We start from the raw sequence: 14707 nt of genomic DNA, 5'->3' as shown, positions 1-14707 counted from the left end.
AAATCAGCCGACAAATATGTATTTATCGGCTAGTAAAATTTAAAATGATCAAAATTAATAATTAATGGTATAGCTTAATGCATAGGTTCTGCCTTGAGCTGGAATATCTAGATAGGCATTTGTATTGGTTTTTGCTGCTTGTTGGGCAAACACGGTTTTATACTGGCGATTCCAGACATTATACACCCCAAAATCTACACGACCTTTGAGTGCTGGAAAATGTGCCAAAACATCCATGGTGGTATAGCCCGAAATGTCAGCCGCGTTGTTGTCATCTTTAAAGCCTTTTGCAGCGAAAGCGAGATCGTCTTTGTAGGCCTTATTGCTGCCTTTAATGGCCAAAGCCTGCACACGCACACCGTAACCGTCTTGATCCCATTCACCAAATACAGTTCCTTTTACAGGTGCGACCTGATAGGCGTTTAACTCATGCCATGCACCAGATTCATCTTTATACTGACCGCGCGTGTAAGCGAGCGTTCCACCGACTTTAAATTGCTGCAAAAATGGATAACTTAAGGTTGTTTCAGCGCCATAAACACGTTGATCGGTATCGACAACACGCGCGGCTCGGTTACTAAATTGCACGGTTTTATCCGAGGTATTGTAAAAACCGGTCAAACTGACATTTAACCCTTGATTTTGTTCTAGTCGCCACCCGAGCTCGTAGTTATTTACCGTAATCGGCTGCAAATTCGCGGTGGTAATGTTATACGTCGAAACATCTCGAAGCATACGCTGTACATCTGGATAGCTAAAGCCTTGTGAAAAGTTTGCATAGAGCTGCTGTGCATCGTTCAGTTTATATACCGCACCCAAATTGAATAAAAACTTATCGGCATCGGTACTGCCGGCTGCAATCTCTTTGCTTTCACGTACCGGTACATAGGCATCTGTTTTTGCCTGAATGTATTGATAACGTACACCACCCTGAAGATTCAACCGATCGGTCAGCTCATAATCTGCTTGAACAAATGAACCAATACTATCAATTTTTGTATCTGGCCCCTGACTTTGAACAGCGCCTGTCGCGGTATAAGTCAAACCATTATCCGACGCGATGTATTCATCTGCCCACTGGCGATCATTTTCATGATCGTAATCGATGCCGTAAGTCAGACCCAAATTGCGATCAAGAAGATTAAATTTCGATTGTAAGGTCGAGCGTAGGCCATAAAAATCGTTGTCAGATTCGCTTTGTCTGACTGTTGCACCATTGGTGACTAAAGCCCCGGCATAAGGCACAAAGCGTAATTTTTCTTTACGGTAATACGCATCAATATTCAGGATTTGACCGAATATATCTGTATTTTGATACTGGGTGTTTACACCATAACGCTCTGTAAAAGGTTGATCGGGTACATTCCAGCCTTTAATAGGCACATAATAGTCGGCACTGGTTTTGGTGTAGTCTGGGCCATACTTGGTGTCTTGTCGATCTTTGTAGTACTGAGCACCGAGGCTGAGTGTTTGTGAATCTGACACGTTAAAGCCAATACGTCCATTGATGTCTAGGGTATCGGTATCCATGGTGCTGCCTTGCCATGGACTTAAAGAGATCCGGTTGCCACGACCGTCAAACTGCGCGCCACGGCTGGTAAAGTTGGCGCCTAAAAATCCGTTTATGTTGTCCTGACTAAATGCAGCAGTTTGACCGATTTCATAGGCGAGCCCATCTGCACGGAAATTATCGGCCGATGTGATGCCAACTTTGGTACTCAAACTAAGTGGCTGATCTGGATTGGCACGCTTGGTAATAATATTAATGATGCCACCTGTCGCACCTGAACCATAAATACTGGTGGCTCCAGATACCACTTCGATATGATCGATTAATTCTGGACTAATGCTGTTGAGCTGTCGCGCGGCATCACGGGAACCCGTTTGAGGTACCCCATCAATCATCATCAGAATGGTTCGACCACGCATGGTCTGGCCATAGTTACTGGTGGTTCCGCTGCTCGGTGCCAGCGATGGTACCAATTGAGCCAGAACATCGGCCACCTTACGCCCCGCTCCAGCTTGTTGTGTAATTTCACTTCCCTGAATGGTCTGCACAGTTCCTGCAATTTCGGCAATACTTTTGGGTGTTCGGGTGGCGGTCATGACAATTTTATTGAGCGCCACCACATCTTTTTTAGATGTGTTTTCAGTTGCCGTGCTGTTTGAGTCGGTCTGATCATTTGCATACAGGCAACCCGATATCGCCATGGCCAGCAAACTCAAAGCAAATTGTTTTGTACGCATGTTATCCCCACAGATAAATATAATAAAACTAAGAATAATACTCATTATCAATAAAAAGTAAAATAAAAAGTGTCGTGGTGTTTTAAGCACTTTCACCACAAAGCTGTAAAAACCGATCACGATCACAGTGATACAGCACTGCCTGTTTTTCCGGCATATTCAAAATCTGCTTTGCTTCAAATGCAATCTGATCTGCTACGTATGCATAAGAACGCACTGCGATATCGGGTTCTCCTACAATTTTTAGTGCAGGTGTGTGCTGGAAAACAAACTGACACATCATTTTCATTACTGCCCGAAAATGCCCCTTGCCCACCACACTTTTTTCGCCCAGCAAAATATGCCAGCCCATATCATCTGGATGTGCCACATAGTAAAGGGCTAAACGGTCTCGGGCAGCTTCATAGATTTCTAAATAACCCACGTCAGATGCATCGATTTGAATGATATAAAGCCGCTGATGATCATCCATGTGCATTTTCTCAAAATGCACCGCTAAATCACTCTGGCTGATATTTAACTTCCACTGCGGAATCACATGCGGTTCATGCATCCAGCGATGCAGTATGCGAAGGTCGTGTTCAAGACACACCTCACGTAGTCCATACTTTACTTCGCCCACCTGATAGTCAAAATGGTCAGGTAATCGCGAAGAACGTGTCGATAAACAAGAGCGTCGTTGCATATTAGCGTCTCTGTTCAGCATGGTAATAATCACGAGGATGGTGCTGATTAAAAAAGTGATGACGTTTATGCTGTTCTTGTTCTTCCATATCTTGAAATGTTGGCCATAAATCCTGCGCAATTTCGGGCGATAAAATAAAGACACCGTCTGCATCGCCAATCATCAGATCACCCGATGCAATGCGTGTTTGACCTACCACAATGTCTTGGCCATGTTCGACCAGACTTTCACCCTGATGACGCGTGGTGAGGCAACTGATAGAACGAGCAAAAACTGGCAGTTTCATTTCACGTAACGCCACACAGTCGGTCACATCGCCGATCACCACCACTGCTGCCAATTGATGATAAATGGCCGCACGATGGCGCTGCTCTCCCCAGCAGGCACGATTTGGAATTGCACGCGCATCGATGACCAGCACATCATTCGGTTCGCTTTGTAGTAATGCATCACGCAGGTTCATGGCATTGATCGAAGCGAGCCTAGCGGTTCTGACACGGCCTGTGACATGATGAATGCGATTAATGGCATGAATCTGTGCCAGATGTCCCTCATCGAGCACATGACCAATGGTCGAAGTGGCAATATTTGCGTACTTTTCAATCAGTTCATTTATAGATGTTTGCATTGATGTTTTTCTCGAAGTTTGCTGCGTTGCTGTAATGGACAGTTTTTGCAGTAGTCATGTGCTGCCTCAGGCAACTGAAAGTAGAAGCAGCATTTTTGGCGTTGATAACATTGCTGTCGATTGCTCCACGCATCGAACAATTGTTTAAATGGATTTTTTGCCAGCCCAAAGTCATCGGCGTACAGCATTTGCACGCTTGCTCGTTGCGCTTTGATACGCGCTAAGAATTCTGCTGAAATCTGCCGACGTGCCATCAGATCGTAAAATTGTAAAATTCTCAGTGCCGTGTTTTCCCACAATAAAACCTTGGGTACTTTTGCGACACGGCCCAGCACTTCAAATACTTCATTTAAGTCACTGAAAATAATTTGGAAAAATGCAACAGGATCACTCGGTGGTGACTGCATGCTCTGCTCAAATTCAGCATCGAGATTAAGCTTAAGCACCCGATCCCACGCCCACGATGCATCCAGATCAAGCACGACTTTATCTAATGCCCACGGCATGTGTGGTTTATTAAGCAATACACTGTAAAAGTAGGGATACAACAGTGGCACTGCCCAATACTTGATCAGCATTGAACCTGCACAGGTGAGGTTTTTAACTTGTATTTGGGCAGCAAACTGCTGCACAATTTTCAAGCATCGATCGGGATGTAAAAGATCTGAACCTCGATGATTCGATTGATGGCACAGTTCAATCCGGATATTGAGCACTTGCTCAATCTCTGTCTGTAAGGACGCAAAACCCAGATGTGCTGGATGTGATTCGAGTGCCATAAACGGAATATTTGACTGCATGCCCTACCCTGTTGCCTATTCGTGATATGCAGTCATTCGTTGCAATACATTATGTGTTTGCCCAACCCGCGTGGGCATACTCCCCACTCGATTGTCTTGCTGTAGCAAGGGTCGAAGGAGCTGCTTATGCGGCCAAAGTTTTTCTTCAAATAGACAATGTGTAAGCAAACGACGAGCTTCTGGTGAAAACGGTACCAATTCAAGGGTATCTTTTAATGCCTGAGCCAATGCGAGCCACAAGAGTTTTTCATCTAACTGATAATGACGGGCAACCGACTCTAAAATACTGGCCAGATTGACTTGAATGCCTAAGGTTTGTAAGTACACCAGCAGTTCTTCGACGCTATCGTGATACAAAGTAATTCGAAAATCTGAGGGACTTAAATATACGGGATCGTGTAATCCCGCCTGCTGCATCCAAGGCAGATGAATGCGAACAGAGTCGTGGTCGCGTAGCAGCAAGCCCGCAAACTGGCCTTGTTTGAGTACCAAACATACATTCTGGCCATGGATTTCACCCATTAAACCTAACCGAAACAAGCGCAGGTTAATCTCGAAAAACTCGTGACATAGCGTATAAAAAACATGTTTGACTACTTCGGGAGTAGGCAACTGAGCGCCGAATAGCGATTGAAACACGGATGCATCGGCCAGCCCAGACTGCCCCAGACTGGCCATTGGAATAAGCTGATACGGCGCTTTGAGTAATTCGGCAGGAATGATTCGGCGCTGTGCAGCCAAATGCATCGGTTGCTCTTCAAACAAGGTTTCATTTTGTGGGGTTAAATTGTGCGGTTGATGCGGCATAAAGCCCCACCACTGATGCTCATCACACAACCAGAGTCGGCTGGCCAGTACCGGATCAATGCGCTTTGCCTCGGTTAAAAGTTGCTGATTTTTTTGTCCATTGATCATTTTAACAATCGGCAAAAAGCGCAGTGAACCCAAGGCCTTGATGCCGAGGGGCAGTTTCAGGTGATCTTCGGGATTCAAGCCAGAAATCAGCGTTCGAATAGATGAGCTGGCATAAAAATGATGTACAGAAAATGCCAGTGGGATAAGACATCCAAGATCAATTTCTTGGGCAAAGGTGGAATCTAAAACATGTTCAAACTGCCATGCATGCATTGGCATCGGCAGATAGTTCGAGTCGATTTTTTTGGCGATCAGTTCGGCATGCAGTTGTGCTTGTTGTGTAGGATTAAGAAAGATCCGAGCAGGCTGATCAAGCTCAAGATCATGAATATCACGCCCAACCACCAGCAAATCCTTACGAACCGCAACCCACCGAACTGTAATCGGTTGCTGAAATTCTGGACTATACCGTTGATAGTCTGTCGCTGAAAATCCATCTTTTAATTTCGCTAATGGATGATAAGGCCGATCACGTAAGGCCGCATATTGCTCTAGATTTTGAAAGTGCTCGGCCGGGCTATGGTCTTGCTGACTATTTTTAAAGATTGAAACATTTGCACTCAGCGCCGATTGTGCGTCTGCAAGCATCAGATCGTCTCGAAACTGCTGAATTTTTTCAGCAGTGCAGTCAGCAAAAAGCCCTAAGTGAATGAATGCGTCGTAAAGCATTAAGGCACTGGGTTCGTGATGAATCCGCTGCTCGGTATGATCGAATAGAAAGATGGCGTTTGGCTTGATCTGCCAAGGCTGCTTATAGGCTGGTGTAATCCCGATAATCACAAGCTTGGTGCGACTCTCTGTACCGTAAACCACAAAATGCGTTAGTTCCTGACAAGCCTGTGCAAGAGCGTCTTGTGCATAAGGCGCAAGCTTCTGAATCACTTGTTGTACTTGCGAAGATGTTTGCATGTCGTGCGCTGCAAAAAAATCTTCGGCCAGAAGACTGTTGAGTAAATCCTGCTGGATACTGTGTTGAAGCTGCACATGGAGCTGTAATTTGCTATTCATGCTGTCTGCTCCTTGGCCTGCCATACACGAAAGCGATATAACGGATTTTGCAACTGCTTTAACTGAATTGCCGCATCGCCAAACAAACGACGTTTGGTGAGCGATTCAATGCAATATTCTTTAGCAAAAACATCAAAGATTTCATAACGTGATTGATGTTCAGGATACTGACGCTGAAAAGCATGAATGACTCCAGCCACCTTAGACCAAAAGATTCGCTCATCCAGATTGAGCTGCTGATGCAAACTGATGGCAATATCGCTCAAGGCAACAAAGAATAAACAGGCACAGCTAAAGTCTCGAACCAGATTGACATCTTCAGTTTCGATAAAAGACATCCGGTTTGCTTTTGCATGTTCTTTAGGCAAGGCATGTAGCGTTGGAAATTGATCGGGATGGGTCAAGTGTTGCGGACTAAAGCGCACACCATCGTGAAAGTCTTTTAAAATGATCCGTGTTGGCCAGCCATTTCGATGTACCAAAATCATATTCTGGCCGTGAGATTCCGTCCCAATGCCTTCGGCATAAAGAAAAAATAGAATAGGCTGAATGGTCACCGACAGAAACTGATCGAGCCATTGTTCTGCACCATATTGATCTAGCCAAGGCTGAATGAGTAATTGCCCATTCAATTGTAAATGCCCGACGCCATTAAGTGGCATGGCATCCTCACCTTCACGCAAATAACAATGGACACTCTCTCGCCATAAACTGCCAATCGTGCCATAAGCCTGCTGGGCATGAGAGGATGGCAACTGGGTAAAATCGAGCGCCATGGCATGAGTTTCTCTTAAAATTGCAAAATCTAATGCTTGTGCAATTGGGCTTTGATCCATCAGTGCCTGCAACCAGTCGGTAATGAGAGGTCCATTCATGGCAGCATGAGTGGCTAAAATCCGTGAACTGGAAGTATTGGTCAGACTCATCGAGAGCTTGATATACGGCTGCTCTGGCTGCTTTAGATTGGTCAAAGTTCTGAGAGATTGCTGCGCCACATAAGCCGTTTCTCCACGGCCCAGATAAATCAGTTGTCCAGCGCTAAGTTCCTCAAAAAAAATCGGAATAATAGTGTTTTCCCATTGCCAAGGATGCACAGGTAACCAAATGAATTCATCGGGGCTTTCGGTCTTTTGTATCAGTGTAGCCTGAAACTCTGCCCGATCTTTTGGACTGAGCTGCGCAATTTTAGTGTGATCTTGTGATGCTGATATCGACGTTTGACGCTTGACCAATGAATGATGCACCGCCAGCCAAACCAGATGAATCGGTTCTGCATATTCGACACCGTATTTGGCGTTATCGAGCAGACTGAAACCCACCCGAGACTTGTAACATGGGTGATACGGATGACCATCCATCAAATAGGTTTCCAACTGATCATAACAGTATTGACTGGCCGGAAGTGGATACGCCTGTTTATACGAAATGGACTGTACGTCATGCATAAACGTGCGCTTGATCTCCATCAGAAAATCTTCACATTTCTGCGCATTTGGAATCGCACGTACAATTTCATTTAGCACGCCATTTAAACGAGCTGGTTGTGAAACACCACGGGCATCAATCCGAATTACAGGCGCATGATTAAAATGGATTAAGCCAAAACTTAAATAACGCTGACCATAGGCCCGATAAATCACTGCTTGCTGCTGATCGGTTGCCTGTATCTCAAAGGTCCCATCGTGTTCAAAAACCTGAACAATGTCTTCATAGATCAGTGCTTGCAATAACTGTTTAATTACACGCTGTTCAACCTGCTCTATGGCAGATTGATCGGGCTGCTGCCACGCGATGCTAGGCGATGAAACGCGATATTCATGAAGTGCTGAACTGTTTAAATTTCCCATGTTATTGTTCCTCAATTTTAATTACATGCTCGCTTTACAAGCGGATGAGTTTTTGATGTCTGGAAATTTCCATGCAAAAGGCAATGCCAGTAGCAAGCCGCCTGCACAGATTAGAAATAATTCGCGGATGGCAATTAACTGTGCCCACTGCGGATCGTGTAGGCTCAATAGCGATGCGCTTCGAAACTGTAAATACAAAGCCGCCAAGACCACGGCAACCGCGGAGCATAAACGGCGCAACAGGTTATTGATGGCAGCGCCTTGGGTCACCAGTTCCTGATTATTTAAACTGTTTAGACCTGCTGTGGTTGAGGGCATATACGACATCGCAAATCCGAGCCCATGAACCATCATGCACAGCATCAGAAAAGTAACTGGAAGATGAATGCCCGCGCCAAGCCCTATAAATGCACTCGACGTCAGTAGCAGCCCAACTGAAATCAGGCATTTTGCGCCAAAACGATCAAGACAATTGCCTGCCCATTTACTGCATACACTGGTACACAAAGCACTACTCATAAGTAATGCGCCTGTCCAGAGCGGAGAAAGATGTAAAGCATTTTGAACCAGAAGCGGAATCGCAAAGAGCATGATAAACAGGCCCACGGTATGCAGCACTGAAATGATCAAGCTAAAATTAAAGCCCGGACTGGCAAAAAGTTGTGCCGGAATCAGTACTGCTTTACGTTTTGCAGGCAACCACTGGAACAGCCCGCCCATTAAAATAGCCAGCAGCAGCGGTAGATAAAATGCCGGTGCCCAAAAGTCAGCGCGGGTTTTAATCTGGCTCAATGCCAGTAACAGCGCCACAATTAAAATAGACAGTGTGCTAAAGCCTTGCCAGTCGAAAGCAGAAACGCCGCCTTGTGGCTGCTTGGGTAAGGTTTTATAGCCCACGAATAGTGCAATTAGTCCAAAGGGCAGATTTACACTAAACAATGCGGGCCATCCCCATTTCAGCAGTAACAGTGCACCGAGCATAGGACCACAGGCAAGCGTGAGCATGATCATTGCTCCCCAAATGCCAGTGGCAGCGCCACGTTCCGATTGAGGTGTTACTGCAAAAATAAGCCCCAGCGACAGTGGAATCATGAGTCCGCTGGCAAAGCCCTGAATGGCTCGCACCAGCAACACGGTATTAAAGGACTGCGCCAGCATACCCACCGCCGAAATAGCCACAAAGGTCAGCAATGCCATCAAATACACATTGCGTTTACCCAAGGTCTGGCTCAGATAACCTGCCAACAATAGGCTTAAACTCATGCTCATTAAAAAGATCACCATGACCCAGCTCACTTGTGCCTCTGAAAGCGCAAATTGCTGCATGAGTGTGGCCAGTGCCGGATTAAAACTGCTGTTGCTCAGGCTGACTGTGCCAGTGCCCAGCATTACACTGAGCATGACCCAGCGTGCTGACTGACGAGACGGTTCGTGCTTAAGATGTAAGCGTGCCATACTCTTTCCCTCAGTACTTGCTGCTGTACTCCGAATACGATTCGCTATTTTTACTGGCGCGTTGCGACAGCAGGCCTTCTGCACGAAAAGGTTTATTCAGTCGGCTACGATGGGGAGCGGTCTGCTGCTCACCCAGTGAAAATTCCTGAAAGCTTTGCCTAGACTCCAGTTTAAAATGGGTTTCTGCCAGAATTTGATTGGCAATTTTTGCCGAACGGAATGCCCCAAGTCCTAAGTCTGGGGTACCGACACCGTGATGATGCAAATCGGTATTTTGAACATAAATTTCGCCGTCTCCCTGATACGCCACGCGATGTGACGCATCGATCTGCCAGCGATTTTGTGCATCGTGTGGAATGAGAGCATTGAGTTTGGATAAAAATTTCATTGCAGGATAACGATATCCAGTCGCGGCAATCACAGTTTGCGCCTGCAAATTAAAGACTTGGCGTTTTTGAGTCTGGAAAAATTTGAGTAAAATACGGTTGCCACTGCTCAACTGGGCATTTTCAAGTTGGTGATGCCCTGCCAGCGTTACATGAGTTTCGGCCTGCCCGATGCTACGGTGATATAAACGCTCGTAAATATCGCGAAGGGTTGTACTGCTAATCCCTTTGTATAGATTGGCCTGTTGCAAGGGCAACTGATCTTTTAGCGCTTTGGGCAACTCATAAAAGTACTGCATATAATCTGGACTAAAATTTTCCAAGCCCAGCGGTGTATGCTCCATAGGGAAGAAACCAGCAGAGCGCGTGAGCCAGTACAGATGAAATCGAGGCTCTCCCGTTTCTGGGCAAAGCTGCCGGTCGAATAAATCAATAAAAATCTCGGCAGCCGATTGGCCTGAGCCAATCAGCACCACATTGCCAGACAACTGCTCCTTGCACTGCTGCAAATAACTCGAAGAATGCAAACAATCTGGTGTTTGCTCGGCAATCGATTGTAAAGGCTGCGGCAATGCCGGCACGGTTCCCACGCCAAGGACTAATTTTTTGGCCTGATGCACCGCCAGACGGCCATTGTGCTCGGTAATCACCTGAAAACCTTTGCTGATGGGTGCAATATCGGTGACGGTATGACCAAAGCTTAAATGGCTGAGTTGTTTTACCACCCACTGGCAATAATGGTTATATTCTTTGCGCGGAATATACAGGTTTTCACGAAAATAAAATTTATACAGCCGCTGCTGGTCTTTTAAATAATTTAAAAAGCTAAACGGGCTGGTCGGCTCAACCAGACTGACCAAATCGGCCATAAAAGGCACTTGCAACATCGCTTGCGGCAACTGTAGCCCAGCATGCCAGTCAAAGCCATCACGCTTTTCAAAAAACTGATATTTTAAATCGTCCCGATCATTGAGTAGTGCAGCAAGGCTTAAGTTAAAAGGCCCTAATCCAACCCCGATAAAATCAAGCATGTTCGATCTCCGTGACCTGTGAATGAACACATAGTGGATTTTTTAAATCGACATAGATGGACTGTTGTGAAATATGTGCCTGTAGTTCGTCTAGCTCATAGACACGCGTCATCAGATTGCCTTTATAGGGAAAGGTTTCTTGATATAAAAGCGTGTGTAGCAATGCACTGTCTGGATAACAACGATAGGCTTGAAGCAGATACGACTGCAGCATTTCAATCAGTTGGTACTCGGTGACCACTCCAGTTGCACCCATGGCATTAATGAGGCCAAACAAGGTATTGCCAATAAAATAATAACGGAAACGCTCATCGACCAAAGCCTGTGGACAGACCGCCTGCCCCTCAGTTGCCAAGGCTGGAAAGCGCGTAAGAATTTTACCTGCCAACTCCTGAATGTAATAAAAGCCTTGATTGTCTCGGAACCAAACCGCTTGAGGGAATCCATCTTGCAGCGCAATGAGCGTATTTTGCTGATGTGCTTCGAATGCCATGCCAAATTCGTGGTATAGCTCCATTAAGGGCAAAATGGTGATATCTAAGAAACGCTCAAACCATTCAAGTGCCACAACATGCTGTGATTGGCCAGTACGCGCCGATATTGAGTTAAAAATTTCGTTAAAACGATTGGTTTCAATCGCAGGATGATCCTGACATAACGATGCCACGCAGCTAATATCATCCTGTGTCTTAAACGGATTTTCACGCAAGATGCAAATGGTTTCGTTTAAGACTTCGCCATTAAACTGAATGGCAATCCATGCCGGATCACTCAATGCCTGAAGCTTGGGATTGCGCTGTCGAAAATCGGCTAAACAATCGTCATGCCAAAGCTTGTAGCTGAGTAAACCGCGATGACATTCCTTATGTAAATTTACTCGAACAGAATTGGTAACCGCTACCGTCATGGAGGTTTTAAACATCCACGGCGCCTGCTCGCTATACAGCGTGCGTACCGAGGTGGTTGCCTTCATGTTCCACCCCAGCTCACCAAAGTCGACAAGTTTATTTTGATGTAATAGTGTTTGATACCATGCTTTGTCTTTTAAATAACGTGCCTGCCACGGATGCAAAGGAACAAGTGCGTAGTTGGGATATTGCTGAATTTTCAGACGATGATAGTCATTAAAATACGACTCGAGATCGTGTTTAAATTGCTCAGGAACCGAAAGATTATGCGCATTGTCATGTGCGACATAAGCAGGATGCACATACAAGAAATGCATTTTGAATTGATTTTGGGTTTCAGGTGAAAAGGCTTTCCAGTCGTCTTGAACAAAACCTTGCCGGCTTTTAGGCGATGGATGCATGCTATGCCCAATTATAAGTGCCTGCTCACTTTGAATAAACGATTGCTTGAGGCTGATGAGCTGGTGCAAATCAGCTTCACGATAGTGTAAAAATTGTTGTAATGCTCGGCGGCTCTGAATCCAAGACTCCAGTAATGATGAGGTATCTAAAGCGGAATATTGCTGATGATGTAAAATATTTTCGAGGAGATTGGCTGCCAGCGTGGCAGATGAAACGCGAAGCTCTAAACCATCCCGTTCAACCCAAGGCAACTCAGCAAATCGGTGCCGACCTACATTACTTTGATAAGCAATCGAGACATATAAATTCGCATCGAGGGTATGCAACACAATACTTAAAACGGGTAAGCCCCGACTCTTTTTTAACAATGAAGCAGATTGTTCAGTGGGAGGAATAAAACGACCTTGGCCGGTTTCTTGAAGGTAAGAATTTATCAAATTCTGTAACGCGATCTTATCCGTGATTGATTTCATCAACTTTGCTCTTATAAGAAAGTTGCATGAGAATACGACCAATCAAATAATAATGCAAATGCTAATTATTATCATTTACAATAAATGATAAAAAAATACACTAAAAAAGTGCCAACGGGGCATCGGCACAAAAGGAACAACTCGCTTTATTGATTCACCACCTTGATCACATCAAGCTATCGCTGTGAATCTTTAAATAAACCCTGAACGCTATTTAACAAATGTGCTGTGAAATCTGACTGTTCAACCGCTGCGTTATTCTCCACTCTCTTAAAGGTTAGCTTAATCAATTACAGAGAAACTGCTATGGCAGAGACTTTTACCAAAACAATAGATTTCAGTAATTTAGAAGAAGTTGAACTCATGAGTGGCACTATTTCTCGCGAGCAGATCGATGCACTCAATGATGTCATTTATCATCAAGTAGTAGGTGTTAAGCTCCGTCAGATGTTTAAAGATGTCCTTACTTATCCCCAGAACTGAAGCGCTTAAGCCTGCAATTTTATACTTTCCGGGTGGTGGATTTACTTCGGCAGATTACAACAAATTTATCGAAATCATGGTGATTTAATTTGGTTTCAGCCTTGGGTGATTCATCGAGTCGTCGAGTGGTTTAAAGATAAATTGTCGACATAAATTTTTGAATAATTTCGTTTTTATTCTAGTTAAAATAATAGAGATAAAATCTCTTTAAAATCGACTTAAGATTAATATTATTAGTTGGTTGCCCTTGTTTATTTTTTCTAATACCATCCTAGTCGCCTTAATATTTACTCAGCCACCTACTGCTATACTATTAGCATCGTATTCGGTCTGATTGTGAAGATACGTATAGGTGAGCGTGCCTGTGCTTAAACTATTTTTATTCAAGGTTTCAGCAAGTGGGTTTGAGGTGATAATCGCGCCTTTTAAATCGGTATTATTTTTCACATTGATCTGATAGCCGTCATCGCCTGCATATATCCCTCTGATCTTGTACCGAGATTACTGTTACTGCTACTCGCAGTATCTTGTAAGCTTTCCACATGGATATTATTGACTTGTAGATTGCCCCGATCTTGTATGCTGACTTCTCCGCCTTTGATATTCAGGCTATTTAAGCGACCTTCGGTTTTGTTCAGGCTCACTTCGCTGTTTATGTTGTTTAGGCTGTTGCTTTCTGATGTGCTAGTTTGTTTGCCAATTGAGGCACTGCCACCACCACCATAAGTGTAACTTATGCTCTGGCTATTGGTTTTGCTGTTACTGCTTTGGCTGTTCATTCAAGTCTTTGGTTTCATTAAAACTGGTAGTGCCAGTTGCGGTTATCCTATACATAGGGTACTAAGATTGGGACTTTTACCCAGCTTTATTTACAGGCTCCTAAATGACTCAACTTTACTCTGCTATATACACTATTAGCAATAAAACAAAAGCATCATTCTTTATACTCAGGCTCACCCCATAACTCAGGCATCCAAGGGCATGTTACGAATTTTCTATCTATCCGTTCACGATATTGTGATAAATCAGCAGGTACAAATGGCTCATCAAACCATTCGCTCCATAAAAAAAGTAAAAAATTAAAAAAGTTTTTATCCCAATTATCCCAATTATCCCAATTATCCCAATATTGATTATGAATATTAGGTTTATGGACGTGACTTGCATCTCCATCTAAATTATTTAAATCAACATTACCGAGAGGATATCTTTTTTTGGTAATACAGTATTTTAAATCTGCTTGATATTGATTTTTTTCTTGTTCAGATCTCCATTCTCCAACTTTTAACCATTTATTAATTGCATATCGAACATCTTTTTCATTTGAGAAATCCAAATTGTAGAATTCATCTTCAAAATTATAATATTCTAATGTATCAGGATGCCATGCTCCCTCAATCATACGCTCTATATGTTCAACACTAACATCAATCATATTT

The 14707-nt window shown here is 44.2% G+C and carries 12 protein-coding genes; all 12 read right to left on the bottom strand.

Features of this window, described 5'->3' with window-relative positions; translation table 11 throughout:
• Window positions 1-54: 54 nt before the first annotated feature.
• Window positions 55-2247: a TonB-dependent receptor gene (locus QLG00_RS11730; RefSeq protein WP_282471061.1), complete on the bottom strand. Its 2193-nt coding sequence runs from the start codon at window positions 2245-2247 to the stop codon at window positions 55-57.
• A gap of 82 nt (window positions 2248-2329) precedes the next feature.
• Window positions 2330-2932 carry a GNAT family N-acetyltransferase gene (locus tag QLG00_RS11725; protein WP_282471060.1) on the bottom strand — a complete coding sequence of 201 codons (603 nt, stop codon included), beginning with the start codon at window positions 2930-2932 and terminating at the stop codon, window positions 2330-2332.
• A 1-nt stretch (window position 2933) separates the two neighbouring features.
• Window positions 2934-3560 carry an RraA family protein gene (locus QLG00_RS11720; RefSeq protein WP_208477877.1) on the bottom strand — a complete coding sequence of 209 codons (627 nt, stop codon included), beginning with the start codon at window positions 3558-3560 and terminating at the stop codon, window positions 2934-2936.
• Window positions 3545-4360 carry a (2Fe-2S)-binding protein gene (locus QLG00_RS11715; RefSeq protein ID WP_282471059.1) on the bottom strand — a complete coding sequence of 272 codons (816 nt, stop codon included), beginning with the start codon at window positions 4358-4360 and terminating at the stop codon, window positions 3545-3547. The genes QLG00_RS11720 and QLG00_RS11715 overlap by 16 nt, the downstream gene beginning before the upstream one ends.
• A gap of 15 nt (window positions 4361-4375) precedes the next feature.
• Complete coding sequence (locus QLG00_RS11710; protein ID WP_282471058.1) at window positions 4376-6283, bottom strand: IucA/IucC family protein; 1908 nt, start codon at window positions 6281-6283, stop codon at window positions 4376-4378.
• Window positions 6280-8130 carry an IucA/IucC family protein gene (locus tag QLG00_RS11705; protein WP_282471057.1) on the bottom strand — a complete coding sequence of 617 codons (1851 nt, stop codon included), beginning with the start codon at window positions 8128-8130 and terminating at the stop codon, window positions 6280-6282. The genes QLG00_RS11710 and QLG00_RS11705 overlap by 4 nt, the downstream gene beginning before the upstream one ends.
• 21 nt (window positions 8131-8151) lie before the next feature.
• Window positions 8152-9585: an MFS transporter gene (locus tag QLG00_RS11700; protein ID WP_282471056.1), complete on the bottom strand. Its 1434-nt coding sequence runs from the start codon at window positions 9583-9585 to the stop codon at window positions 8152-8154.
• A gap of 10 nt (window positions 9586-9595) precedes the next feature.
• The gene (locus QLG00_RS11695; RefSeq protein ID WP_282471055.1) at window positions 9596-11002 is read right to left on the bottom strand and encodes a SidA/IucD/PvdA family monooxygenase; all 1407 of its coding nucleotides are present in this window, start codon (window positions 11000-11002) and stop codon (window positions 9596-9598) included.
• Complete coding sequence (locus QLG00_RS11690) at window positions 10995-12785, bottom strand: IucA/IucC family protein (protein ID WP_282471054.1); 1791 nt, start codon at window positions 12783-12785, stop codon at window positions 10995-10997. The genes QLG00_RS11695 and QLG00_RS11690 overlap by 8 nt, the downstream gene beginning before the upstream one ends.
• A 774-nt stretch (window positions 12786-13559) precedes the next feature.
• On the bottom strand, window positions 13560-13715 hold the full coding sequence (locus tag QLG00_RS11685) for a hypothetical protein (protein ID WP_213064095.1): 156 nt from the start codon (window positions 13713-13715) through the stop codon (window positions 13560-13562).
• Window positions 13712-14047 carry a hemagglutinin repeat-containing protein gene (locus QLG00_RS11680; protein ID WP_282471053.1) on the bottom strand — a complete coding sequence of 112 codons (336 nt, stop codon included), beginning with the start codon at window positions 14045-14047 and terminating at the stop codon, window positions 13712-13714. The genes QLG00_RS11685 and QLG00_RS11680 overlap by 4 nt, the downstream gene beginning before the upstream one ends.
• A gap of 155 nt (window positions 14048-14202) precedes the next feature.
• Window positions 14203-14703, bottom strand: a complete 501-nt coding sequence (locus tag QLG00_RS11675) for a hypothetical protein (protein ID WP_282471052.1) — start codon at window positions 14701-14703, stop codon at window positions 14203-14205.
• Window positions 14704-14707 lie beyond the last annotated feature (4 nt).

Origin of the sequence: Acinetobacter sp. V89_7, from assembly GCF_029967895.1 — a bacterium.
In the GTDB taxonomy this organism is placed as follows: Bacteria; Pseudomonadota; Gammaproteobacteria; order Pseudomonadales; family Moraxellaceae; genus Acinetobacter; species Acinetobacter soli.
The sequence above is the reverse complement of the archived record's forward strand: the minus strand, read 5'-3'. Positions and strand labels throughout refer to the sequence as shown.

Bases quoted from the DNA above. Each gene is read 5' to 3' on its own strand.
- QLG00_RS11730 (WP_282471061.1), bottom strand. From the start codon at position 2,247: ATGCGTACAAAACAATTTGCTTTGAGTTTGCTGGCCATGGCGATATCG.
- QLG00_RS11725 (WP_282471060.1), bottom strand. From the start codon at position 2,932: ATGCAACGACGCTCTTGTTTATCGACACGTTCTTCGCGATTACCTGAC.
- QLG00_RS11720 (WP_208477877.1), bottom strand. From the start codon at position 3,560: ATGCAAACATCTATAAATGAACTGATTGAAAAGTACGCAAATATTGCC.
- QLG00_RS11715 (WP_282471059.1), bottom strand. From the start codon at position 4,360: ATGCAGTCAAATATTCCGTTTATGGCACTCGAATCACATCCAGCACAT.
- QLG00_RS11710 (WP_282471058.1), bottom strand. From the start codon at position 6,283: ATGAATAGCAAATTACAGCTCCATGTGCAGCTTCAACACAGTATCCAG.
- QLG00_RS11705 (WP_282471057.1), bottom strand. From the start codon at position 8,130: ATGGGAAATTTAAACAGTTCAGCACTTCATGAATATCGCGTTTCATCG.
- QLG00_RS11700 (WP_282471056.1), bottom strand. From the start codon at position 9,585: ATGGCACGCTTACATCTTAAGCACGAACCGTCTCGTCAGTCAGCACGC.
- QLG00_RS11695 (WP_282471055.1), bottom strand. From the start codon at position 11,002: ATGCTTGATTTTATCGGGGTTGGATTAGGGCCTTTTAACTTAAGCCTT.
- QLG00_RS11690 (WP_282471054.1), bottom strand. From the start codon at position 12,785: ATGAAATCAATCACGGATAAGATCGCGTTACAGAATTTGATAAATTCT.
- QLG00_RS11680 (WP_282471053.1), bottom strand. From the start codon at position 14,047: ATGAACAGCCAAAGCAGTAACAGCAAAACCAATAGCCAGAGCATAAGT.
- QLG00_RS11675 (WP_282471052.1), bottom strand. From the start codon at position 14,703: ATGATTGATGTTAGTGTTGAACATATAGAGCGTATGATTGAGGGAGCA.